The organism is Flavobacterium seoulense (assembly GCF_000695795.1).
GTDB lineage: Bacteria > Bacteroidota > Bacteroidia > Flavobacteriales > Flavobacteriaceae > Flavobacterium > Flavobacterium seoulense.
On record NZ_JNCA01000018.1, the window covers coordinates 75494 to 100639 of the forward strand.

The window sequence follows — 25146 nt, forward strand, 5'->3', positions numbered from 1 at the left end:
TAAAAAAATATTGTTATTAAAAATGTTTGTTTATCTAACCTTAAAAAAAACACGCTTTTTATCAAGATTTTTCGATCAATTACTATAAAAAAACACTTTTAATGAACACTAATTATTAAAAAAAATATTTTCAATGATACAATTTCGAAAAAAGCCAATTAAAGATACGAAATAAACTATGCTAGCTTTCAAAACAGACTACAAAATAATTTAACATTTACCATTAACAATAAATCAATCTATTAAAACTTCTTTATAATAATTCTTCATAATGCAGTATAAAAGAAGATTAGAAAAACCATTACTTTTGATTTTCTAAATTTGACACACATTAAACAAAATACAATGAATACAAAAACTGCAATTGTTACTGGAGGAAATTCAGGCTTAGGTTTTGCCACAGCAAAAAAATTATGTGATAACGGAATCAAGACTTATATAATAGGTCGCTCTAAAGATAAAACCGAAGAAGCCTGTGCAGAAATCGGCCCAAATGCCATTCCGGTTATTTTTGATTTAAATAATCTGAAAGGAATTCCTGCCATGATTGCGGAGTTAACCAAAGAAGCTCCAATAGACATTTTAGTAAACAATGCGGGAATTAATTCAAAAAAAGAATTTGCAGATGTAACTGACGAAGATTTCTTATCCATCATACACACTAATCTTCTAAGTGTTTTTGCAGTAAGCAGAGAAGTTGTAAAAAACATGAAAGAACATAAAAACGGAAGCATCGTTAATATTAGCTCTATGGCTTCTCAATACGGAATTCCAAAAGTGATTGCCTACACTGCCAGCAAAGGTGCCATCGAAGCAATGACCCGAGCTATGGCTGTGGAATTAGCAAATTTCGGGATTCGTGTTAATTGCATTGCTCCTGGATTTATCAAAACTAAAATGTCGGCAACAGCATTAGATAACGATCCGGAAAGAAAAAACAAAGTTTTAGGAAGAACACCGATGGGTTATTTAGGTGAACCAGAAGATGTCGCGGATGCAGCTTATTTTTATGCAACAACCGAATCAAAATATGTAACAGGAACCGTTTTACCTGTAGACGGAGGAAACAGCATTGGATTTTAATTCAAACCAAAGCTCTTCAAAACAAAATATTTTATAATAAAGAAATCCATTTTCAGATATTCGAAAATGGATTTTTTGGTTTTTAAAAAAAAATAAAATATTTTTTTTTGGGCAGAACTATTTTTATATATATTTGCATACCGGAACAGAACAGTATAAAAAATGGAACGCAATTTTACTTTCAAAATCAATCACGAAAGCGATACCCCAAAATATCAGCAATTAGTCAATTCAATAAACAATGCCATTGCCGAAAACATCCTGGCAAAAGGCGAGCAATTACCTTCAGTGAATAGTATTTGTCAAAAAAACAAATTATCAAGAGATACTGTTTTTAAGGCTTATTCGATATTAAAAGAACAAAAATTAATTGATTCTGTACCTAATAAAGGATATTTTGTTGCGGCCGAAACTCGAAAAGTATTATTAGTACTGGATACTTTCAAAGCCTACAAAGAAGTCCTTTACCACTCTTTTGTTGACAATCTAGCAGACAATATTATTGTCGATGTACAATTTCACCATTACAATATAGACAATTTTAAAACTATAATTAACAATAGTTTTGGTAAATATTACAAATATGTAGTGATGACTTTTGATGATAAAGAAGTTGCTACAACTTTGAATTCGATTTCAAACGAAAAATTACTATTAATAGACTGGAATATTCATTCGAAATCAAAAAACAATTACGTATTTCAGGATTTTGGAAAGGCATTTTATGAAGCTTTACAACAAGGAGACGATTTATTCCGAAAATATAACGAAGTAGTTTTTGTTTATCCTCCATTTACAAATCACCCGAAAGAAACATTAGACTATTTTAAAAAATATTGTTCAGATGCTAATCTTAAACATAAAATCATTTACAAACTAAGTGATTTTAATATCCAAAAAAACATCGCTTACATCAGTGTGAGTGATCGAATTTTGGGAATGTTTTTAGAACAATGTCGTGAGAAAGACTTAGAACCAGGAAAAGACGTTGGTTTTTTATCTTATAATGAAACACCAATGAAGAAATTTATCTACAAAGGAATTTCGGTAGTTACAACTGACTTCAAAGAACTTGGTGTCAAAGCAGCCGAATTTGTAACAAGAGAACAAGCTATAAAAACTTACATACCAACCAAATTAATCATTAGAGAATCATTATAAGTTATGTATTACATAGGATATGACATAGGCAGTTCCTCAGTCAAAGTTGCTATAGTAGCATCGGCAACAGGAAAAAACATCATTACACTGCATGAACCTGCTAACGAAATGGCAATTACTGCGCACCATAAAGACTGGGCCGAACAAGATCCGGAAATGTGGTGGAAGTATGCCTGTATCGCCACTAAAAGAGCAATTAAAGAAGCTAATATTGATGCATCAAAAATAACCGGAGTTGGTATTTCGTACCAAATGCACGGCTTAGTTGTTGTTGACAAAGAAGGTAAATCATTGCGAAATTCTATCATCTGGTGTGATAGCCGTGCAGTTGAAATTGGTGATAAAGCTTTTGAAGACTTAGGCGAAGAGCAATGTGCCTCTCACCTACTCAATTCTCCCGGAAATTTCACAGCTTCCAAATTAACCTGGGTTAAAGAAAATGAACCTGAAATTTACAGTCAGATTTACAAATACATGTTACCTGGCGATTTTATTGCATATAAATTAACAGGTGAAATAAATACTACCAAAAACGGTTTATCAGAAGGAATGCTTTGGGATTACAAAGAAAACGAAGTCGCTGATTGGTTACTAAAATATTACGGAATAGACGCATCATTAACACCCGCAATTGTAGACAATTTCACAAACCAAAGTTTCCTTAACGAAAAAGGTGCTCAAGAATCAGGACTTCCAGCAGGAATTCCTGTTGTGTACAGAGCGGGTGACCAACCCAATAATGCTTTATCACTAAACATTTTAAAACCTGGCGAAGTTGCTGCAACAGGAGGAACATCTGGAGTTATTTATGCCGTTACTGATAAATTAAAATCGAAAGAAACTTCCCGAATCAACAGTTTTGTACATGTTAATTATACCAATGAGAAACCAACTGTTGGAAAATTATTATGTATTAATGGAGCAGGAATACAATACCGCTGGCTACGCAATCATTGCGGAATGGATTCTTATGAAAACATGAATGTAAAAGCCGAAGAAGTTTCGGTAGGTTCTGACGGTGTGGTTGTGATTCCTTTTGGAAACGGAGCTGAAAGAATGTTTAACAATAAAAACATTGGTAGTCATTTCCTGAATTTAAACCTCAACAAACACGGACACGGACATTTATACCGCGCTACTCTAGAAGGCATTGCCTTTGCTTTTGTTTACGGAATGGAAATAATGAAAGACGATAATGCCCAAATAAATGTGATTCGTGCCGGAAACGACAATTTATTCCGTTCCGAAATTTTTTCGAATACTGTAGCCACATTAATTGGTCACGAAATAGAAATTTACAACACTACTGGAGCTGTTGGAGCTGCAAGAGCAGTCGGTTTAATCGATGGTGATTATGAAACTTTTGGTGATAATATTATCAAAAACGATCACGTCATGACCTATAAACCTTTAGAAGATAGCCGACCTTATTTAGAAGCATATCAAAATTGGAAAAAAGAACTAGAACTTATTATCAACAAATAAACTAAAAACAAAAAAATGGCAATCATTGGAAGTAAAGAATACTTTAAGGGTATTGGCGAAATTAAATTCGAAGGAAAAGAATCTGACAATCCGTTAGCATTCAAATATTATAATCCGGACCAAATCGTAGCTGGAAAAACAATGCGTGAGCATTTTAAATTTGCAATTGCTTACTGGCATACCTTCTGTGGTCAAGGCTCAGATCCATTTGGTCCAGGAACACAAACTTTTGCCTGGGATCAGTCGAATGATCCAATTCAGGCAGCAAAGGACAAAGCCGATGCAGCATTTGAATTCATCAGCAAAATGGGATTTGATTATTTCTGTTTTCACGATTACGATTTAGTTCAGGAAGGAGCAACATTTGCAGAATCAGAAAGCAGATTAGCAACTATTACTGAATATTTAAAACAAAAAAAGGCTGAGTCAGGAATTAAATTACTTTGGGGAACAGCAAACTGTTTTTCGAATGCACGTTACATGAATGGTGCTGCAACAAATCCTGATTTCAACGTGTTAGCCAGAGCGGGTGGACAAGTAAAATTAGCTTTGGATGCAACAATCGCTTTAGATGGTGAAAATTACGTTTTTTGGGGAGGACGTGAAGGTTACATGTCATTGTTAAACACTGATATGGGACGTGAATTAGACCACATGGGACAATTTTTAGTAAAAGCTAGAGATTATGCTCGTGCACAAGGTTTTAAAGGAAACTTTTTTATTGAGCCAAAACCAATGGAACCAATGAAACACCAGTACGATTTTGATTCGGCTACAGCTATTGGTTTCTTACATAAATATGGTTTAGAAAAAGATTTCAAAATTAACATCGAAGTTAATCACGCAACTCTGGCACAACATACTTTCCAACACGAAATTGAAGTAGCTGCCAATGCAGGAATGCTAGGAAGTTTAGACGCTAACCGTGGCGATTACCAAAACGGCTGGGATACTGACCAATTTCCTAACAACATTCAGGAAACAACTGAAGCCATGCTTGTTTTCTTAAAAGCAGGTGGTTTACAAGGTGGTGGAGTAAATTTTGATGCAAAAATCAGAAGAAACTCAACCGACTTAGAAGATGTATTCTTAGCTCACATTGGTGGTGCTGATACTTTTGCCAGAGCTTTACTAACTGCTGATAAAATTATCACTTCATCTTCTTACAACAAATTGAGAACAGAGAGATACAGCTCATTTGATGCCGGAAAAGGTAAAGATTTCGAAAACGGAAAATTAGGTTTAGAAGATTTATACAAAATCGCTTTAGAAAATGGTGAATTAGAATTAAAAAGTGGTAAACAAGAACTTTTTGAAAACATCATCAATCAATATATCTAAAAATTGGATTTTTACTTAGTAAGTTAATATTTTAAAGCAGCCAACAACATGATTATTATGTTGTTGGCTGCTTTTTTTGTATTCAATTTTTTTATTCCTAAAAGAACAGGACAGTACAGGATTCTAAAACAAAAAAAGTATTGTAATATTGAGATATCAAAGAGGTTTTTCCCTTTAAAAATAAACAAAATTGCTCGGTTAAAAAAAGTAGTTTTAAACAAATAAAGACAATCAAGGCCAATTTATTTGGCAAACAATAATTTAGTTTTTAGTTTAGTTTTAGTGTGAGTTTTTAGTTTTGAGCCCTGGCATCTTGTTAGGGCTTTTTCAACATAAACTCATTTGATATCAAAACACTTTAAACCAACTCATTGACACAGAATTTATGATTTCTAAAATTAAATCCTTTTTCAATTTCAAAACAAAACAGAGCTTAGTTTTAGTACTATTAGTGCTTATTGGAACAAAAATTAATGCCCAAGACAACAGAAGTTTTCAAATTTTTCAATTTCCCGCTAATAAAATCCCAACAATTGATGGAAACAGTGACGATTGGAAAATCGTGCCTAAAAATTACGCCGTGGGAATGGATCAATTATGGGACGACAGCGGAAAGCAACCTAAGGCTGACCCGAAAAATCTGGATGTTAGTGTAAAAGTGGGCTGGGTAAAAGGACTTAACCGTTTGTATTTTCTTTATGAAGCGTATGATAATTATTGGGATTTTTCACAACCGGGATTACACAATGACACCTTCGAACTTATCGTAGACGCCGACCAGTCTGGTGGTCCGTTTATTGATCGTTTTCATCCTAATCCAAGCCTTACAAATACTATGGATGCCTATTTTTCCTATCACGGAGTTCATGCTCAAAACTACCATATTTTTACTCCTGCAGTAGATAAAGACTGGACTATGGTTTGGGGAAGTCAACCCTGGATTAAAAATTTGCCCTATGCAAATGCATCGTATCATTATGATTTTAAACCCGGACAAGCTGGAAAATTGACTTTAGAATTCTGGATTACTCCTTTTGATTATGCAGGAAATGATCCTTCGAGAGCGATAGAATCTATTCTGAAAGAAAACAGAAACATTGGTCTTTGCTGGGCAATTATCGATTATGATGACGTTAATAAAACAGAAAACAACGGCTTTTGGAATCTTTCAAAAGAGCACAAAATGTACGGAAATGCTTCATATAGCTTGCCATTTAAGTTGATGCCTTTAGAAAAACAATTCAAAAAAGAAATCGAAGCTAAATGGGATTTTAAAGTAGTCAATATGACTAAAAGAGAAGTCGCTTTCATCGATGAATCTGAAGGCGAAATTAGCACTTGGAATTGGGATTTTGGTGACGGAACCACCTCAACACAACAAAATCCAACACATCAGTATAAAGAAGCTGGTAAATATGTTGTAATTTTAAAAATTCTAGGACCAAAAGGTACTTCCCAGCTATCAAAAGTTTGGGATGTTGCCGTAAAATAAAATTAACAACCAAAATTTTATAAAATGAAAACTAACCCATTCAAAACTGGAATTAAAGTAAGTGTAGCAGCAGCAATAATGGCGCTTCCGTCTCAGGTAAATGCACAACAGCCTGCAAACGATGTCACTGCACCTTTACATCTTCTAAAAGCTGATTATCCAACTCCTTATGGAGCAAAATCAGCACAGGAAATCAAAGCTACTATTGACAAAATATATACTTTTCTTGAAAAAACTACACCGGCGGGCCTGGTTGACAGCAAAACAAAACAAGCGGTTACTAATCTAAAAAAACTAGATGAGAACACTATTTTTGCTCCTGGAACTTTTAGATTAACCAGTTACGAATGGGGAGTAACTTATGCTGCTATGCTTTTAGCGACTGAAGCAACTGGCGATCAAAAATATGCCAATTATACCAACGAACGCTTAAAATTAATAGCAGACATTGCTCCTTTTTACAAAAAAGAACTTCAAAAAAATAATAAATCCCAATCACCAATACGTGGCTTTTTAAATCCGCATGCTTTGGATGATGGTGGTGCTGTTACAGCCTCAATGATTAAAGCGCAAAGAGCAGGACTAAAAGCTGATTTGAAACCATTAATTGATGATTTTATGAGCTATATTAGCAATAAAGAATTTCGTCTTACCGATGGAACTTTAGCTAGAAACAGACCGCAGCCTAACACTTTATGGCTGGATGATTTATTTATGGCTGTTCCTGCCCTGGCACAAATGGGTAAATTAACAGGAGATGTTAAATACTATGATGACGCGGTTAAACAGGTAAAACAATTCTCAGAGCGAATGTACAACAGTCAAAAAAACTTATACATGCACGGCTGGGTTCAGTCGATGGAAGAGCATCCACAATTTCATTGGGCTCGCGCCAATGGTTGGGCAGTAATGACTATGGTCGAATTATTAGAAGTTTTACCTAAAGATCATCCTGGATATAATGAAGTTTTAAATCAGTTAAAAGCGCATATCAAAGGACTTGTTGCTTATCAGGACGGTACTGGATTCTGGCACCAATTAATTGACCGAAACGATACTTATTTAGAAACATCGGCAACTGCTATTTATGCTTTTTCTATTACTCGTGCTATCAACAGAGGCTATATTGACAAAGCAGCTTATGCTCCAGCGGCTTTACTGGCGTGGAATGCCGTTGCAACAAAAGTGAATGATAAAGGAGAAGTTGAAGGAACTTGTGTAGGAACTGGGATGGGGTTTGATCCCGCTTTTTACTATTATCGTCCAATAAACGTTTTTGCAGCTCATGGTTATGGCCCGGTTATTTTAGCCGGATCAGAAATCATTATGATGCTTAAAAACAATGAATTCGAAATTAACGATAGCTCATTACAATTAAAAACCCGTAAATAATATTTTTTAAAACACAATTCATGAACAGCCTTATCATCAACAGCGTAGCAACGCTATTTGTATGTTTTTCTTCTTTTGCTAATGCAACAGATAAAAAAACAGATCCACCTACCACACCTAATTTTGTTGTTATCGTTGCTGATGATGCGGGCTGGAATGATGTTGGTTATAATGGCTCAGAAATCAAAACACCTAATATTGATTGGTTGGCTAAAAATGGTGCACAACTCAATCGTTTATACGCTGCTCCTACCTGTTCTCCATCCAGAGCTAGTTTTTTTACAGGAAGACCTTCGAGCCGTATGGGAATTGTAGCACCTATAAGTGATAAAAGTAATTTAAGTTTACCTGGCGATGTTATCACTTTGCCACAAGCCTTACACCAGCAAAACTACCAAACGGCTTTGTTTGGAAAATGGCATTTAGGTTTAAATCCATCTAGTGGACCTAAAGCTTACGGTTTTGATTATTCCTATGGATTTTTACATGGTCAAATTGACCAATATTCTCATGAATATAAAAACGGAGATCCGAGTTGGCACCGAGAAGGAAAGTTCATTACCGAAAAAGGACATGTAACTGATTTAATTGAAAATGAAGCTATTAACTGGCTAAAAACCAAAAGAGACCCTTCTAAAAATTTCTATATTCAATTGAGTTACAGCGCTCCACACTTTCCATTACAAGAAGAAGACAAATGGAAAAAACCGTATTTAAAAACCATTAAAAATAATTCCCGAAGGGATTATGCCGCCGCTATGTCGCACTTAGATTATAGCATTGGGCAAATCATGAAAACCTTAAAAAAACAAAATTTAGACAAAAACACTATCATCATTTTCATGAGTGATAATGGTGCTATGGACAAATGGAATCCCGGAAATCAATACCAGGGAAGGCATGCAGCCAATGATGTTTTAGGTAACAATTTTCCACTTCGAGACTGGAAAACTTCAAACTATGAAGGCGGAATTAGAGTGCCAGGTTTTATCTATTGGAAAAACAAAACAAACAGTTCATTGAACAATAATTACATTTCGGTAACTGATTTAATGCCTACTATTTTGACTTTGGCCGGAGCCAAATCACTTCCTAAAACTATAGAGGGACAAAACATTTGGAATTCGATTATTACTAAAGATTCCATCCCAAATCAAGCCATCTACATTCGTGGTCATTTACAGGAAAGTATTATTGAAAAACCATGGAAATTAATTCGTACCAGACACAAAAACAAACCTACCGTTTTTGAACTTTTCAATATTGAAAAAGATCCTGAAGAAAAAAAGAATCTAGTAGAATCACATTCCATTATAACTGATAAATTAAAACAAGATTTAGAAATGCAATTTGCCAAAGATTCCAAAGAAGTGAATTCAGGAGGCGAATAATTGATAAATCACTATCGTTTTAAGATTACCCATAATACAATAATTATTTTTTTTAGATGAAACAATACCACATCATTTTAAGTTCCTTATTCTTTTTGCTGTTTTCATGCAAACAAACAGCGCAGGTAAACAGCCGTTCGGCTAATTTTGAACCCGAATGGATTAACAAAGTTGGTGCAAAAGAAAACAAATTCAAGTCCAAAATTTATTATGCCAATGATTTTGGAGCTATAAATGATGGTAAAACACTTTCGACTAAAAACATTCAAAAAGCCATAGATGAATGCAGTAAAAATGGCGGCGGAACATTGACTTTTAAACCCGGAAATTACTTAACAGGTTCGCTTTTTATCAAAGAAGGAGTTCATTTTAATGTCCCAAAAGGCGTCACTATTTTAGGCAGTGAAAACATTGCTGATTATCTTGAAATTGATACTCGTGTAGCAGGAATCGAAATGAAATGGCCAGCGGCTTTAATTAATGTTTTAGATCAAAAAAATGTAACTCTGGATGGTGAAGGAACAATTGACGGGCAAGGAAAAGTCTATTGGGATTATTACTGGAATTTACGCAAAGAATACGAAGCCAAAGACTTGCGATGGATTGTAGATTATGATGCAAAACGCCCAAGAACCATTTTAATTACCAATTCTAAAAACGTTTTTCTTAAAGATTTAAATGTTCAAAGAGCTGGATTCTGGACTGTTCAGGTATTGTACTCCGAATATGTTACCGTTGACGGAATCAAAATAAGAAATAACATTGGCGGACACGGACCAAGTACTGATGGTATCGATATTGATTCATCAAAATGGATATTAGTGCAAAACTGTGATATTGATTGCAACGATGATAATTTCTGTCTAAAAGCAGGTCGTGACTGGGACGGATTGAGAGTGAATCGTCCAACTGAATATGTGGTAGTACGCGATTGTATTGCCCGTCAGGGAGCCGGATTATTCACATTAGGAAGTGAAACTTCAGGAAGCATTCGCCATGTCTATGTTTCTAATATTGAAGGATACGGAACAAAAAACGGACTGAACATAAAATCAGCTACTAACCGTGGCGGAACGGTAGAAGATATTTATATGGAAAACATAAAAATGGAAAGTGTAGGCACTTTTATCACTATTTCTATGAACTGGAATCCTGCCTACAGCTATTCTAAACTGCCTGCCGGTTATACTGAGGAAACATTGCCTCCTCACTGGAAAAAAATGCTGACTAAGGTAGAACCAGAATCTAAAGGAATTCCGAGTTTTAGAAACATTTATTTAAAAAACATTGATGTTAAAGGAGCTAAAAAAGCGATTTCGGTAGCTGGTTTAGAACAATCCATTGTCGAAAATGTAAACCTTAAAAATGTACATATTACAGCCGAAACCGCTGGAAATATTTCTTATAGCAACAATTGGATTTTAGATAATGTAACTATTAATGCATTAGATAATTCTACTTTAAAAATTCAAAATGCTGAAAATGTAGATTTCTCAAAATCATCAGCCAAATAATAAAAAAACCAACTTATAATGAAATTTAAAATTCCTATTACTCTTCTTTGTTTTTCTTTTGCCGTACCCAATTTGACTGCGCAAAGTCAAAATTTATGGCATGGAGAACAACGAAAAATCCATTACGCACCCGAAGGCAAAAGTTTTGTTTTAAAAAACGGAACCAGAAAATTCAACCGCGCTTTATACGGAAGCAACACTGCTTTTAGAGTTGAAGCTGGTGATTTACCTGAATTTGCTACTTACATGCCGGGAATGGGCGGGAATTTAAAACTGGGAATTATAAATGGTAAAAACAGTAAATGGCTCACCGAATCTGATAAAATAAATACAAAATACACTCCCGGAATTATTGAATATCAAATCAATGATGTGTTACTTTCGAATGCTACTTTAACTGTTCAAATTGTTGCATTAAATGACAGCGATGGTTTTATTCTAAAAGTTATTGGGAATAATGTTCCTAAAAACGTTTCGCTTGTTTGGGCTTATGGTGGCGCAAGTGGTAAAAAATTCTCAAGAAACGGAGATATTGGTGGCGATCCGGAATCAGTATTTTATTTACATCCTGAATACTGTATCAACAATCAGTATCAAATTAATAAAAACAGTTTCACACTTTCTTATGGTTCTGAAACCAATAAAAAAGAGAATAAAAACACTCAGTTAATTAATGCTGTTTTTCCTGATTCGAAAACGCAATTATCCAGTGCTAATTTCCTAAAAACACCTTTAGAAAATTATGCTTCAAAAGTAGATGCAGCTCCAATGATTATTGGACAATTGAATCAATTTTCGAAAGAAGGAAATTATTGGTTATTCGAAAATACGAGCAAAATTGACAATGTAAGTCAAAAAGCAGTAGCCGAAAAGTTCAAAAAAGCACTTGCTCAAAGCGAACAATTAGCTAACCGAATTAAAGTAAACACACCTGATCCTTACATCAATACTTTAGGCGGTGCACTGGCTATGGCAGCCGATGCCATCTGGGAAAACCCAGCGTATTTACATGGTGCCGTAGCGTGGCGAATGTACTTAAATGCATGGCGTGGTGCTTATGCCGCTGATCCTTTGGGCTGGCACGACAGAGCAAAAACGCATTTTGAAAGTTATGGGAATTCACAGGTTACAGCACCTGAAACGGGTCCAGTTGTTCCTGATACTACCCGAAATTATGCCCGTCAATTAGAAAAAATCGGTACTTCAATGTTTAGTAGCGGATACATTAGCCGTAATCCAAACAGGAATGATATCGCCCATCATTATGACATGAATTTGGTTTTCATCGACCAGTTAGTGCGTCATTTTAAATGGACAGGCGATGTGGATTTCCTAAAAAAAATGTGGCCGGTAATCAAGAGGCATTTGGCCTGGGAAAAAAGAAATTATGATGTCGATGGCGACGGACTGTATGATGCTTATGCAGCAATCTGGGCAAGTGACGGATTAGGTTATAGCGGCGGAGGCGTAACCTATACTTCGGCATATAATTATTATGCGAATAAAATGGCTGCCGAATTAGCTCAAATCATCGGTGAAGACGGAACTTCTTATGCAAAAGAAGCTGCAAAAATTCATCAAGCCATTCAGGAAAAATTATGGAAAAACAACAAAGGTACATTTGCAGAATACAAAGACCTTTTAGGAAATAAATTAACGCATGACACACCTGGAATCTGGACTATTTACCATGCTTTAGACAGCGAAATTGCGAATCCTTTTCAAGCTTACCAGGCTTTAAAATACATAGATAACGAAATTCCTCATATCCCTGTTACAGCCGAAGGTTTAGACAGAGAAAATCTCGAATTAATTTCTACCACTAACTGGCAGCCTTACACTTGGTCTGTCAACAATGTGGCTCTTGCCGAAGTTTTACACACCGCACTAGCCTACTGGCAGGGAGGGCAATCGGAAAAAGCATACCAACTTTGGGAAAGCGGTTTAATCGAAAGTATGTATTTAGGCGCTTCGCCAGGAGCATTCGAACAATTATTATTTCAGGATGCTATTCGTGGCGAATTGTATCGTGATTTTGCTGATCCGGTAGGAATGGCAGGAAGAAGTTTAGTAGAAGGACTTTTCGGAATTCAGCCTGATGCGCTTAAAAACACTTTGACTATTCAGCCGGGTTTACCAAAATCCTGGGATCATGCTTCGCTTGAAGTTCCCGATGTAGCTTTTGCTTTCGAAAGAACAAAAAACACTGATGTTTACCAAATTACACCTCATTTTTCAACAAAAATGAATTTGCAATTAATAGTCAACGCTACTTATGAAAACATCAGTAAAGTGACTGTTAATGGAAAAGAAGTACAATGGAAAATGATTGACGGAACCGTTGGAAGTCCAAAAATAAGCATCGAAAGTCCATATGCTGATTCATATCAAATTGACATCGTTTGGAGCGATGCTGCTTTAGAACAAATTGCCGGCATTTCGTCTATTTGCGAAGGCGAAAAAATCAATATTAAAACGACCAAAGCAAGTATTTTAGAAATAAAAGATACTCAAAACGCATTAAAAAATACGGTAATTAATGCTAACGAAATCAATGCGGTGGCGAATAGTACTGGCAAGAAATCATTTTTTGTAAAACTAAAACAAAAGGAAATGATTTGGTGGCAGGCTATTGATATCAACATCAAACCGAACATTATTATAAGCACGTGTTCAATCGATGGAAATAATGCTATTGTAACATTTAGAAACAATACTGAAAAAGCGGTAAATGGGTTCTTAATTCCGAATCAAAAGAACAAGAAAACAGCAATTAGTTTCAAAGCTAATACTGAAAACAATGTCGCAATTCCTTTAGACCAATTGGTTTCGGGAACTAATACTATTGAAATTACTAACGAAAATGGTATTAATACAAAATTGAGTTTCACCAACTGGGACATTACAAGCAATGTAAAAACAAAATGGGAAACGGTAAAACTAGATGGTATTTTTAATGACAAAATCAACAATATTTTTGAAAACAAATACCTTAGCCCGAGAGCGCAATCGCCAAGTCTTCAAATCCCAACACAGGGAATTGGAAACTGGTGTTATCCGTTTATAAAACCTGTAATTGATGATGCTGGATTGAGAGCAAAAGCAGGATCAAATAATCAAATTAGCAGTCCGCAAGGAGTTCCATTTGCCACACCGTCAAATGCTGAACAAAAAAATATTGCCTTTGTTTCGCAATGGGATAATTTTCCTAACTCACTTTCGATTCCCCTTTCGGGAAAAGCTTCTCAGGCATATTTGATGATGGCGGGTACCACAAACCCAATGCAAAGCCGATTCACCAATGGGGAAATTATAGTAAATTACACCGATGGAGCCACCGAAAAACTGGAACTAAAAAATCCTGAAAACTGGTGGCCTATAGAACAGGATTATTATACTGACGGTTACGCATTTACCACCAATGCTCAAAAACCACCAAGAGTTTATCTAAAAACGGGAACCATTAGCCGTGACTTTAACGATTTTAAAACTATTAAAGGATTCAGTGATTTTGGTGTCGAAAATGGAGCAGCAACAATTCTTGACATTCCTTTAAATAAAAATAAAACACTAAAAAACCTAACAGTAAAAGCAGTTGCCAATGAAGTAATCATTGGGATTATGAGCTTAACATTGAACCGTGAATAATAAAAACGATGAATAGAAAAGAATTTATAAGCACCACATTCATGGCTTCTTTAGCAGCCATGCTTCCTGTGCATGCTCATGATTTTTTTACTACTACTGAAGAACCTAAACTATCTGACTTTGAAAAAAGCTTATCTCCTGTTGGACGTGCTTTAGAATTCGAAGATTATTACGTTTGGTGCAATAGTCCTATTGAAGGACCAGATGGTAAAATTCATGTGTTTTTTTCCCGTTGGCCAAAAGCCAAAGGTATGAGCGGATGGATCAACAGTTCAGAAATTGCTCATGCTGTAGCAGATAATCCTGAAGGTCCTTATGAATATATCAGCACTGTACTTTCGCCAAGAGGTACTGGTTATTGGGATGCCACAACTTGTCATAACCCAAGTATTCATTTTGTAGATGGAAAATATGCCTTATTCTTTTTAGGAAATTCTAATGGAAAAATGGATACGAAGCGTATTGGTTTGGCCACAGCCGATTCCCTTTACGGTCCCTGGAAAAGACCAGACGAGCCTTTATTATTACCCGGAAAAATTGGAGAATGGGATGATTTACTGACTACTAATCCTTCGTTTATAAAACATCCTAATGGCGAATATTGGCTGTATTACAAATCATTAGATACGGAAGAATATGTTCATCCAAAATTTGAAATTAAAGGAAATCGAAAATATGGTTTGGCTGTAGCCAAATCACTTGAAGGTCCATACACAAAATACGAAGGAAATCCGGTTGTCGATTTTCACAATATGGGCAACAACCAGCAATGTGAAGATGCTTATGTTTGGTACGAAAACAAGAAATTTAAAATGCTAGCCCGAGACATGGGCGTTTACGGAATTGACAAAGGATTGTATATGGAATCCAAAGATGGAAAACATTGGTCAAAACCATTAATTGGTTATCAGGAACTTAGCAAATATATAAATCAGCCAGCTGCTCCAAAACATTTAAACCGTTACGGAAGAATGGAAAGACCGCAGTTATTATTTCAAAACGGCAAACCTACTTATCTATTTACCGCTTCTCAAGGCGGTAAATATGAAACAGCTTCTGGCTTTATCTTTAAAATCACCTAAATTATAATATATGAAAAAAGTATTTATCGCACTCTCTTTGTGTTTGTTACTAACCACAACAAAAGCACAGGAAAAAATTGACCGAAAAGCAGTTGTCACCAGGCACAATGTTAATATTACAAAAATTGACACCTTAGGTTCTTTATCGGTTGGAAATGGAACATTCGCTTATACTGTTGACGCAACAGGTTTACAAACTTTTCCTGATTATTATCAGGCTGGTGTTCCATTAGGAACGCAATCAGAATGGGGATGGAACGCAGTACCCAATACCGAAAATTACACGATCGAAGAAACCTTAAAAGACTTTGACCAAAATGGCAGAAAAGTTTCTTATTCGGTACAACAAAAATCACCGGAACATGCTGTAAAAGCGGTAGAATATTTCCGTGCCAATGCACACAGATTACAGTTAGGAAATTTAGGATTTGAATTCTATAAAAAAGACGGCACTTTGGCTAAGCCATCAGATATTAAAAACATTAAACAGACACTTAACGTTTGGACTGGAGAGATTGAAAGTAACTTTACATTTGAAGGAATTCCTGTAAAAGTATGGACGGCTTCACATCAGGAAAAAGACGTTATTGGTGTTAGAGTTGTTTCTGATTTAATTAAAAAAGGACAATTAAAAATTCGTGTGCGTATTCCTTTCCCAACAATGAAATGGGGTGATAATGGTAATTTATGGAAAGCTAATTTTGCTCATACAAGCACACTCTCGAACAACGGAAAAAACGAAGCCATCATTGCACACAAAATGGATTCGATTACCTATAATATTGGTCTAAAATGGAAAGGAAATGCAGCTATAGCTCAAAAAGAAGCGCATTATTTTCTGTTGGCACCATCAAAGAACAGTACTTTTGAATTCAGTTGCCAGTTTGCTCCTGCTCACAAAGGAAAAATGAACATTCCTGATGTAACAGCAGTACAATCAAGCAGTATTGCCGGATGGGAAAAATTCTGGAAAAGTGGCGGTGCTGTAGATTTTTCTCAATGTACTGATTCCAGAGCTTTTGAATTAGAGCGCAGAGTAATTCTATCTCAATATTTAACCAAATTACAATGTACCGGAAACGAGCCTCCACAAGAAACCGGTTTAACTTACAACAGCTGGTACGGAAAACCACACTTAGAAATGCATTGGTGGCATGGTGTTCATTTTCCGCTTTGGGGAAGAACTAACTTACTCGAAAAAAGTTTACCATGGTATGAAAAAGTATATGAGAATGCTAAAAAAATTGCCGAAAGACAAGGTTTTGAAGGAGTAAGATGGCAAAAAATGACTGATCCGGATGGTAATGAATCGCCTTCTTCTGTAGGAGCATTATTAATTTGGCAACAACCACATTTTATTACTTATGCCGAATTAATGTATCGAGATCACAAAGACAAAGCGACTTTAGACTTATACAAAAAACGTGTTTTTGCTACTGCCGATTTTATGGCTTCTTTTGCTTATTTCGACAAAGAAAAGAAAAGATACATTTTAGGACCTGGCGTTATTCCTGCTCAGGAACGTTTTAAAGCAGCGGAAACTTTTAATCCAACTTACGAATTGGCTTATTGGAATTGGGCTTTAAATACAGCTCTAGAATGGAAAAAACGTCTGGGCGAACCAGAAGTAGCTAAATGGAAAGATGTTGTTGCTCAATTATCGAAATTACCTGTTCAGGAAAATGTGTATTTAGCTACCGAAAGCGCTACCGATTCTTATACTAATCCTGAGTACAAAACCGATCATCCATCTGTTTTTGGAACCTACGGAATGTTACCGGAAACAACACTTTTGGATAAAAAAATCATGAGAAATACTTTTGATTTAATCTGGAAAACCTGGTCTTGGAATGAAACCTGGGGTTGGGATTTCCCTATGACTGCAATGACTGCAGCACGTTTAGGAATGCCTGAAAAAGCAGTTGATGCCTTATTTATGAAAGTTCAAAAAAACACCTATTTAGTAAACGGACATAATTATCAGGAAGACCGCTTACCTATATATTTACCTGGAAATGGAGGTGTACTCACCACAGTAGCAATGATGTGCGCCGGCTGGGACGGAACTACCGAAAAAAATCCTGGTTTCCCTAAAGACGGTACCTGGAATGTACGCTGGGAAGGTCTTGAAAAGATGTTTTAATATCAAAATCCTGAGAGTTTTTTAATTCTCAGGATTTTTTTTTTAACAAAAAAGATGCTACCTCATTAAACATCTTTACATTTTTAGAGTCAAATGGTATAAAAATTGATAAATACAGTTTTTTCTATAACCAAACCAACAAAAAACCATGAAAACCCTTTGGAATAAAAACCTCATCCTGTTATTCATTTTTCAACTATCCAGTGCTTTATTATTCAGCCAAAGGCAAATGGAATCGCTCGATAGAGGACTAATTGCTGTAAAAGAAAAAAATCATTTTTATATTGGCTGGAGAGTTTTAGGCACAGATGCTGATGATTTAGCCTTCAATTTATATCGAAAAAGCGGAACAAAACCAGCCGTTCTTGTCAATGAAAAACCTATCACTGGAGCTACAAATGTTTTCGATGAAAAAGCTAATCCCAAAGAAGACAATACCTGGTTTGTAAAAACAGTTGTAAATGGTGTCGAAAAAGAAACCAAAGGAAGTTTTACTATAACTGCTAATAGTGACGATAAAAATTATTTATCTATTCCACTAAAAAAAGTAACAGGTTATACTCCAAATGACATTTCAGTAGGTGATTTAGACGGTGATGGACGTTATGAATTGATCGTTCACATGACAGGAAGAGGAGCCGATAATTCATTCAAAGGACTAACCGATCCTCCTATTTTTCAGGCGTATACCTTGGATGGAAAATTTTTATGGGAAATTAATTTGGGTAAAAACATTCGCGAAGGCGCTCATTATACCCAATTTATGGTGTATGATTTAGATGGCGATGGTATAGCCGAATTGGTTTGTAAAACTGCCGATGGAACTACTGATAGTCAAAATAACGTTGTGGGAGATGCTACAAAAGACTGGAGAGATACCGATCAAAAGTCGGCTACTTTTGGTAAAATTTTACAGGGTCCGGAATACCTGACTGTTTTTGATGGAAAAACAGGGAAACTAGTCAATACCGTTCCTTATATTCCAGAAAGAGGAGACATTGGAAAATGGGGAGGAAGAGGCGGAAACGGTAAAAATGACAATACAGGAAACAGAGTCGATCGTTTTACGGCTTGTGTTGCCTATCTTGATGGTATCCATCCAAGTGTAGTGATGTGTCGAGGTTATTACGGCCGAATTGTTATCGCTGCTTTTGATTTCAAAGATAAAAAACTAAGTTCACGATGGGTATTTGATACTAAAGACGGAAAAAATCCATTTTCAGGAATGGGAAATCACGGACTCTCGGTTGCTGATGTAGATAACGACGGTAAAGACGAAATCATCTTTGGTTCTATGGTTGTAGATGATGACGGAAAAGGACTGTACACTACTGGATTTAGACACGGCGATGCATTACATGTGAGCGATTTAGATCCTGAACTTCCGGGTCAGGAAGTTTTTGGGGTACACGAAATTGAAGAAGGTACTAAAGGTCCGGGAGTGGCTTTATTTTCGGCTGCTAATGGAAAAGTATTATTTACCGCTATGGACGATGAAGACGTAGGAAGAGGTGTTGCCGATAACGTTGATTCAACTAGAATTGGCGCTCAAATGTGGTGGTCAGGATCTAATGGTTTATATGACATTAAAGGAAATAAAATTGGCGAAGCTCCAAAATCGACTAACTTTTTGATTTATTGGGATGGCGATACTTCGCGGGAAATTCTAAATTCAAATTATATCGATAAATATGGAAAAGGCAGAATATTTACTGCCGAAGGTGCAAGCTCTAATAATGGAACCAAATCAACTCCTGCTCTATCTGCTGATATTTTAGGTGACTGGAGAGAAGAATTAATTTTAAGAAGTGCTGATAATAGTGAATTACGTATTTATTCGACAAAAATTCCAACAACGATTAGACAATATACTCTAATGCATGATTCACAATACCGATTAGCCATTGCATGGCAAAATGTAGGCTACAATCAGCCGCCACATACTAGTTTTTATATGGGAACAGGAATGAAGCCTGCTCCAAAACCTAATATTAAATTGGTTCCTTAAGAGTCCTTTATTTATATTAAGAAAGCCATTAATTCTGCATTGAATTAATGGCTTTTTCTTTTTGTCCATTTTGGTTGTATCAAATAATAAATCTGCTAATGGAAAAAATAGTTCAATTTACATTACCAATTCTTTTTCTTCAACTTTTTTGACAGTAGGAATTACTTTTTGAACTGGTTTAGGCTTAGCAGCAGACTTCTTTTTGCCAAATTTTTTCCCCCACCAAATAATAAATCCTGTAATAGGCAAACTCGCAGAAATTAAACTGGCAAAAAAAGCAATAAATTTCCCTGTTAACCCAAGAACGCTTCCCACATGAATATCGTAGTTCATTCTACGGATTTTATCCGGTAAGTTAGCTTCAACATATTTTCCTGAAAAAGGTGTTTTTATAGATATTTCTTTCAGTGTATGCTGGTCAAAACTATAACGATCCATATTGTAATAGGTATGCTTTTGTTTATAAACATAAGCACTAATAGCATCTGATGGTTTTTCAGGCATGTTAATCATAATACCTGAAGCCTGTGGATTCTCTTTTGATAGATTCTTTAAAACTCTATCTACTGTCGAAATATGAAAAGTAGCAAGATTAGTCGTGTCTGATTTTGGAGATTCACGATTTTCTGTTAATGGAGTTCCTCCAGAAGTGACCCAATATAAAGATTTACTCCACCATTCAAAACTCCAAACTAAACCCGTAACTGCTATAAAGAACAAAAAAATACAGCTGTAAAATCCAAAAACATTATGCAAGTCATAATTAACACGTTTAAAACTGGCATCCCATTTTATTTTAAAACTTTTGTCAAAAATTGATTTGTTCCATTTAACAGGCCACCATAAAACGATACCCGAAATTATTAAAACAACAAAAATTAAAACAGCAATACCCACGATTGGTCTACCTATATCATACGGAAGCCATAAGGCACGGTGTCCATTTAAAATCCATCTGAAAAAATCTGGAGATTCTCCTCTTGAGAAACTTTTTACATTTAATATATCTCCCGTATACGGATTCATATAAACACTTATAAAAGTTCCACCTCTTCTCCCCCCTTTACCTTTCTTTCCTTTTTCTTTGACTTTACCTTTTTCGGTTGTCTGAGGTTTTTGTGTAGGTTTTAGGTTATCGTTTTTAGCAACAGCTAAATTTTTATCTCCTCTTTTTTGTTGTCCTGTCTTATTCTCGGCTTTTTCTCCCTCTTCTTTTTTCTCCACAAAATAACCTACAATAGCGGCTTCATCTTTTGAACCAAAAGTCACGCTGGTAGCTTTCTTGTCTTTCATTTCTTTGTCGGCAATTGCTACCAATTGTGATGGCAGTAAAAAGGCTTTTTCCTGAGGCTTAACAAAGCGCCAGTCTTCGATAAAATCTTTAATTTCACCTTCAAAAACATAAATACAGCCTGTAAGACTGACAATTACTACAATTATTCCAGATGCTAAGCCAAGCCATAAATGCAACCAGGCCATGATGCGCTTAAATAACGATTTTTTACTTTTTTTCTTATTTGCTTTTGAAGAAGAAAACATAATTAGATAGATAAATTGGATAAATAAAAAAAACCGCAAGTCACCGAAATAACTTGCGGTAAAAAAAATTTAGTTTAGTATTTTAATTTCTGGATTGCAGTAATAGTACCTCCTTCAACTTTCATACCTCTTGTAGCTACAGCAGTAGTTCCGTTGATTGAGTAAATCCAGTTTCCATCAGGAGTATTAACTCCAAGTATTCCTGAATTCCCATCTTCAGATGTAATGTTATAACGAGTTGTAGCATTTGTTAAAGTAGCCGGCATACCTGTAACCCATTTAAATGTTTTATTGTACACATCAGCAACTGCTAATTTTACAGCTCCAGTGTTAGTTCCAGCATTTCCATACATTAACAACAAGAATTTTCCTTTTGATATATAACTTGTAGAAGATATTTTATGTCCTCCTGAAGCTTGCTCTACATTAAAGAAATACGATTGATCAAATTCAGTAGTTCCTTTTTTAATTTTAACAATAGCCGATGGTTTTGTAGAAGTTAAAACACCATTAAGAGTACCTATTGCACCAGAGAAACCATAAGCATCTCCATTTTCATCCTGGAATAATCCATTAGTAAAATAAGCTCCTAAATAACTTGTACGGTTATCTTTGATTACTTTTTCTAATTTTAACTCCGGATAACTGTATACAGCAACCCAAGTACTATCAGCATGTCTTGATCCAAAAGTATCAGGAGAAGCACCTGCAATTTTCATATAGGGCATCATTACTTTATCTCCCACCTGAGTTGCCCAGGTAAAGTGAGCTCTCTCTGCGAAATCAGGATTTTTGTTTCCAACTAAAAGTCTTGTATCATGTTGTACCGTTCCTGTAAGCAGTGATTTTTCTGCATCAACTTTATACATATAAGAAATTGAAGCGCCACTTCTAGGAACTTTTACCATTACAATATCCTTGTTAACTGGTGCAAAAACCTGTACTGTTTCTGACTGAAAATTTGAAGTTTTTGTTAATTGTCCAGCTGTAGTTAAACCATAAGTAGTAACCGCTCCCGGATTTCCCTGACCATAAAGGAAGCTAAAAAACTTGTTTTGAGTTGTCAAATAATAGCGATATGTACCGTCTTGTTCTAAACCGTTTCCTGCTGTCGTTATTGATCCTGTTGAAACATCATCAGCAGTTAATAAATAATCCGCAACCCCTGACGCTCCTGTTGTAACAGTAACTACATATTTTGTTTTTCCTGTTTCCCCACTAACTTCTCCGTTCTGATCACTTGCAGAATCCTCACAAGAAACTAATAATGAAGCTATTATAGCTAAAAATAACGACAATTTGCTAATTGTTTTCATAGTATTCATATTTATATATATTAAAATTATTTTGATTTATTAAAGAAGTACCTAAACTTTATGTAGAATGCACGACCTGGTTTTGGAAGCGAAAAATTATCTACAAGTTCATTATCCATTAAATTTTGACACTCTAATGCCAGATTATATTTTCCATTAGCCATAGTATAAACAATATTTAAATCGTGTTTAAGCTGTACAGGGATGTCATGCTTACCATATGCTATTCCCCTAGCTGGCCAATATAGATAATAACCATGTACGTAAAGAAGATTATAACCTACCGATAGATTATTACCTTTTTTAAATACGTCATTATAAAAAAGAGTTGCGTCCAGATTACCAAATAAATAAGGAATATTCGGCATTCTATCTTTATAAATATCAGATACGTAATTTTGCTCTGGTTGATATTTATTCATATTACGAATATCCTGATAAGTCATATTAATACCTGATGTAAATCGCTTCTTGTACGAATATCGAATTTCACCATCAATACCTTTAGTTGTTACAGCATCTTGATTTACTGTTACGAGTCTATTTTGATTATTATTAAATTCTGAACGAATAAAATCAGTAGACTTACGATAGATACCATTAATATCAAATGACAAAGCATTAACAGTATTAAAACTAGTTTGATAACTAAAACCTAAATTAAAATTGTTACTTGATTCTGGTATTAAATCAGTATTACCTTGGATATTCTCGTTTACATTACCGAAAATTTCAATAGGTGTAGGTAATCTATAGGTCTTTTCATAAGATGCTTTTAGCTGTAAATTTTGCTTTACATAATAACTACTTGCTGCTCCATATCCTAAATAAGATCTGTTGTCATTGAAGTTCATATAAGCAACATCTCCCCAATTTCCAGAAGGATTATAACTCTTAGTATATGTAGTTTTTAAATTATAATCTTTTAAAAACACAGAAGTACTCCACTTTTCATTGTAATCAAATTTATAACCAGCAGCTAAAATATTTTTTTGTGTCTTTTGAGGTTGCTGATACGTTACAGATTCAGGAAAAAGTTCATCACTTTGTTTACGATCAAAAGTATTAAAGGTATTATTTAACAAAAAGGAATGACGTTCTCCAAGAGCATAAGTTGCATTAAACGTTGCCACTCCATTATTATTCTTCATTTTATTTAAGGACCTACCTGCCTCACCACCATCTCCTTGATTTTGAGTATATTGTCCAAACCAATTATATCTTCTGTTTACAGTATCTACTGTTTGCTCATAACCAAAATTAAAATTTCCGGTTACATTTACATTCAAGCCTTTTGTAAACAAGTCTTTCACCTGGTATTTTAAGGTAGGCATCAAAGTGTTCCCTCTTGTGTACCTTTCACCAAATACAGTTACAAGCCTAGCACCAGTTTGTATATCAGCTTTATTTTGTCCAGCTGTAAAACCAATCATTAATTTATCGGCATATTTTTTCCCTGTAATTCCTATATTAGCAATAACTGTTTCATTGTGATAGGTATCATGAAATCTTCTTACTCGTGTTTTAGGATAATATTGACCTGTTTCTAAATCATTAGTTTCAACATTTATCCAATAATTATTATCTGAATAATTTTGAAAGGCATTAATCTCTGCTGTAAAACCACTTTTGGATGTATAACCTGCATTTATGGCACTTTTATGAGTATTAAAAGATCCAAAAGAATAAGATGCATCAAAATAAGTTCTAGGTTTACTGTTTGTTACGATATTCACCGCTCCTCCTAAAGCATCACCACCAAGCCAGATAGGCACAACCCCTTTGTAAACTTCTACACGATCTGCAAGATTGATTGGAATATTATTCAATTGAAAAGAAGAACCAAAATTATCCATAGGCACTCCATCAATAAAAACTTTAATCTGATTACCCGAAAATCCATTGATAGAAAGTTCATTTCTAGATCCTACCCCACCTGCTTCACGAAAACGTACACCTGAAACCCTATCCAAAGCATGTGCTAAATCGAGTGTAGAATTATGTAGTTTTTTAGCATCAATTGCAGTAACATTATAAGCTTGTTTGTTTATCTGATTAACTGCTGAACGGCCTATAACTGTTACACTATTTAGTTCGTTTAATTCACTTTCTAATTTGAACGAAAGATTCAAATTTTTATCTACTACAGTAATTTGTTTTACTAGAGAAGAAAAACCCATTGCTGAAACTTTTAAAGTATAATTTCCCGGTTTAACATTGTGAAAAGAAAAATTTCCATTTTCATCAGAAGTAGTATTTTTTTCTTCGTTCCCCAAACTTACAGTTGCAAAGGGAATACTTTGCCCCGAACTTTCTTGTAATTTTCCTGATATTGAAACTCCCTCAACAGATTTATTACTATTTTTTGATATGATTACTGATTCTTTTACTTTATTAGTCTGACTATAAATGTTTGTTATTGTTAGTAAAATTGCTACTAAAACTATTACACTTTTTGCACGCATTATCTTAAAATTGATTTCGTTAAATTCGGCACAAAAGTATTATTTAAAAACATTCTAAACAATATTATATTAAATTATTCTAAATA

The 25146-nt window shown here is 35.0% G+C and carries 15 protein-coding genes; 12 read left to right on the forward strand and 3 right to left on the reverse strand.

What is annotated here, in order from left to right; genetic code table 11:
• Positions 1 to 345 precede the first annotated feature (345 nt).
• From FEM21_RS10335 to FEM21_RS10390, 12 genes are all read left to right on the forward strand, one after another.
• Positions 346 to 1083 carry an SDR family NAD(P)-dependent oxidoreductase gene (locus FEM21_RS10335; protein WP_035660175.1) on the forward strand — a complete coding sequence of 246 codons (738 nt, stop codon included), beginning with the start codon at positions 346 to 348 and terminating at the stop codon, positions 1081 to 1083.
• A gap of 162 nt (positions 1084 to 1245) precedes the next feature.
• Complete coding sequence (locus FEM21_RS10340) at positions 1246 to 2244, forward strand: GntR family transcriptional regulator (protein ID WP_035660177.1); 999 nt, start codon at positions 1246 to 1248, stop codon at positions 2242 to 2244.
• A gap of 3 nt (positions 2245 to 2247) precedes the next feature.
• A complete protein-coding gene (locus FEM21_RS10345) occupies positions 2248 to 3729 on the forward strand; it encodes a xylulokinase (protein WP_035660180.1) in 1482 nt (493 codons plus the stop codon).
• 15 nt (positions 3730 to 3744) lie between these two features.
• Positions 3745 to 5070, forward strand: coding sequence for a xylose isomerase (gene xylA / locus FEM21_RS10350; protein WP_035660183.1), 1326 nt, complete (start codon positions 3745 to 3747; stop codon positions 5068 to 5070).
• 385 nt (positions 5071 to 5455) lie between these two features.
• Entirely contained in the window at positions 5456 to 6562 is a 1107-nt protein-coding gene (locus tag FEM21_RS10355) for a PKD domain-containing protein (protein WP_051627554.1), read from the forward strand.
• Positions 6563 to 6586: 24 nt separating this feature from the next.
• Positions 6587 to 7954: a glycoside hydrolase family 88/105 protein gene (locus FEM21_RS10360; RefSeq protein WP_035660185.1), complete on the forward strand. Its 1368-nt coding sequence runs from the start codon at positions 6587 to 6589 to the stop codon at positions 7952 to 7954.
• Between the two features lie 20 nt (positions 7955 to 7974).
• On the forward strand, positions 7975 to 9345 hold the full coding sequence (locus FEM21_RS10365; protein WP_035660187.1) for a sulfatase-like hydrolase/transferase: 1371 nt from the start codon (positions 7975 to 7977) through the stop codon (positions 9343 to 9345).
• 56 nt (positions 9346 to 9401) lie between these two features.
• The gene (locus tag FEM21_RS10370; protein ID WP_035660188.1) at positions 9402 to 10859 is read left to right on the forward strand and encodes a glycoside hydrolase family 28 protein; all 1458 of its coding nucleotides are present in this window, start codon (positions 9402 to 9404) and stop codon (positions 10857 to 10859) included.
• An 18-nt stretch (positions 10860 to 10877) separates the two neighbouring features.
• Positions 10878 to 14507, forward strand: a complete 3630-nt coding sequence (locus tag FEM21_RS10375) for a DUF4450 domain-containing protein (protein WP_035660190.1) — start codon at positions 10878 to 10880, stop codon at positions 14505 to 14507.
• Between the two features lie 8 nt (positions 14508 to 14515).
• On the forward strand, positions 14516 to 15589 hold the full coding sequence (locus FEM21_RS10380) for a glycoside hydrolase family protein (protein WP_051627555.1): 1074 nt from the start codon (positions 14516 to 14518) through the stop codon (positions 15587 to 15589).
• Positions 15590 to 15599: 10 nt separating this feature from the next.
• Complete coding sequence (locus FEM21_RS10385) at positions 15600 to 17732, forward strand: hypothetical protein (protein ID WP_035660194.1); 2133 nt, start codon at positions 15600 to 15602, stop codon at positions 17730 to 17732.
• 229 nt (positions 17733 to 17961) lie between these two features.
• Complete coding sequence (locus FEM21_RS10390) at positions 17962 to 19740, forward strand: rhamnogalacturonan lyase (RefSeq protein ID WP_201448288.1); 1779 nt, start codon at positions 17962 to 17964, stop codon at positions 19738 to 19740.
• Positions 19741 to 19857: 117 nt separating this feature from the next.
• On the opposite strand, the gene FEM21_RS10395 is transcribed toward FEM21_RS10390, so the two are convergent.
• From FEM21_RS10395 to FEM21_RS10405, 3 genes are all read right to left on the reverse strand, one after another.
• Positions 19858 to 21279: a PepSY-associated TM helix domain-containing protein gene (locus FEM21_RS10395; RefSeq protein WP_035660199.1), complete on the reverse strand. Its 1422-nt coding sequence runs from the start codon at positions 21277 to 21279 to the stop codon at positions 19858 to 19860.
• A gap of 74 nt (positions 21280 to 21353) precedes the next feature.
• Entirely contained in the window at positions 21354 to 22595 is a 1242-nt protein-coding gene (locus tag FEM21_RS10400; protein ID WP_035660212.1) for a DUF4374 domain-containing protein, read from the reverse strand.
• A 26-nt stretch (positions 22596 to 22621) separates the two neighbouring features.
• Entirely contained in the window at positions 22622 to 25060 is a 2439-nt protein-coding gene (locus FEM21_RS10405) for a TonB-dependent receptor (protein WP_035660201.1), read from the reverse strand.
• Positions 25061 to 25146: the final 86 nt, after the last annotated feature.

Excerpts from the sequence above, each read along its gene's own strand:
- FEM21_RS10405 (WP_035660201.1), bottom strand. The coding sequence starts at position 25,060 with ATGCGTGCAAAAAGTGTAATAGTTTTAGTAGCAATTTTACTAACAATA.
- FEM21_RS10355 (WP_051627554.1), top strand. The coding sequence starts at position 5,456 with ATGATTTCTAAAATTAAATCCTTTTTCAATTTCAAAACAAAACAGAGC.
- FEM21_RS10345 (WP_035660180.1), top strand. The coding sequence starts at position 2,248 with ATGTATTACATAGGATATGACATAGGCAGTTCCTCAGTCAAAGTTGCT.
- FEM21_RS10390 (WP_201448288.1), top strand. The coding sequence starts at position 17,962 with ATGGAATCGCTCGATAGAGGACTAATTGCTGTAAAAGAAAAAAATCAT.
- FEM21_RS10385 (WP_035660194.1), top strand. The coding sequence starts at position 15,600 with ATGAAAAAAGTATTTATCGCACTCTCTTTGTGTTTGTTACTAACCACA.
- FEM21_RS10335 (WP_035660175.1), top strand. The coding sequence starts at position 346 with ATGAATACAAAAACTGCAATTGTTACTGGAGGAAATTCAGGCTTAGGT.
- FEM21_RS10375 (WP_035660190.1), top strand. The coding sequence starts at position 10,878 with ATGAAATTTAAAATTCCTATTACTCTTCTTTGTTTTTCTTTTGCCGTA.
- FEM21_RS10380 (WP_051627555.1), top strand. The coding sequence starts at position 14,516 with ATGAATAGAAAAGAATTTATAAGCACCACATTCATGGCTTCTTTAGCA.
- xylA (WP_035660183.1), top strand. The coding sequence starts at position 3,745 with ATGGCAATCATTGGAAGTAAAGAATACTTTAAGGGTATTGGCGAAATT.
- FEM21_RS10365 (WP_035660187.1), top strand. The coding sequence starts at position 7,975 with ATGAACAGCCTTATCATCAACAGCGTAGCAACGCTATTTGTATGTTTT.
- FEM21_RS10395 (WP_035660199.1), bottom strand. The coding sequence starts at position 21,279 with ATGTTTTCTTCTTCAAAAGCAAATAAGAAAAAAAGTAAAAAATCGTTA.
- FEM21_RS10370 (WP_035660188.1), top strand. The coding sequence starts at position 9,402 with ATGAAACAATACCACATCATTTTAAGTTCCTTATTCTTTTTGCTGTTT.
- FEM21_RS10400 (WP_035660212.1), bottom strand. The coding sequence starts at position 22,595 with ATGAAAACAATTAGCAAATTGTCGTTATTTTTAGCTATAATAGCTTCA.
- FEM21_RS10360 (WP_035660185.1), top strand. The coding sequence starts at position 6,587 with ATGAAAACTAACCCATTCAAAACTGGAATTAAAGTAAGTGTAGCAGCA.
- FEM21_RS10340 (WP_035660177.1), top strand. The coding sequence starts at position 1,246 with ATGGAACGCAATTTTACTTTCAAAATCAATCACGAAAGCGATACCCCA.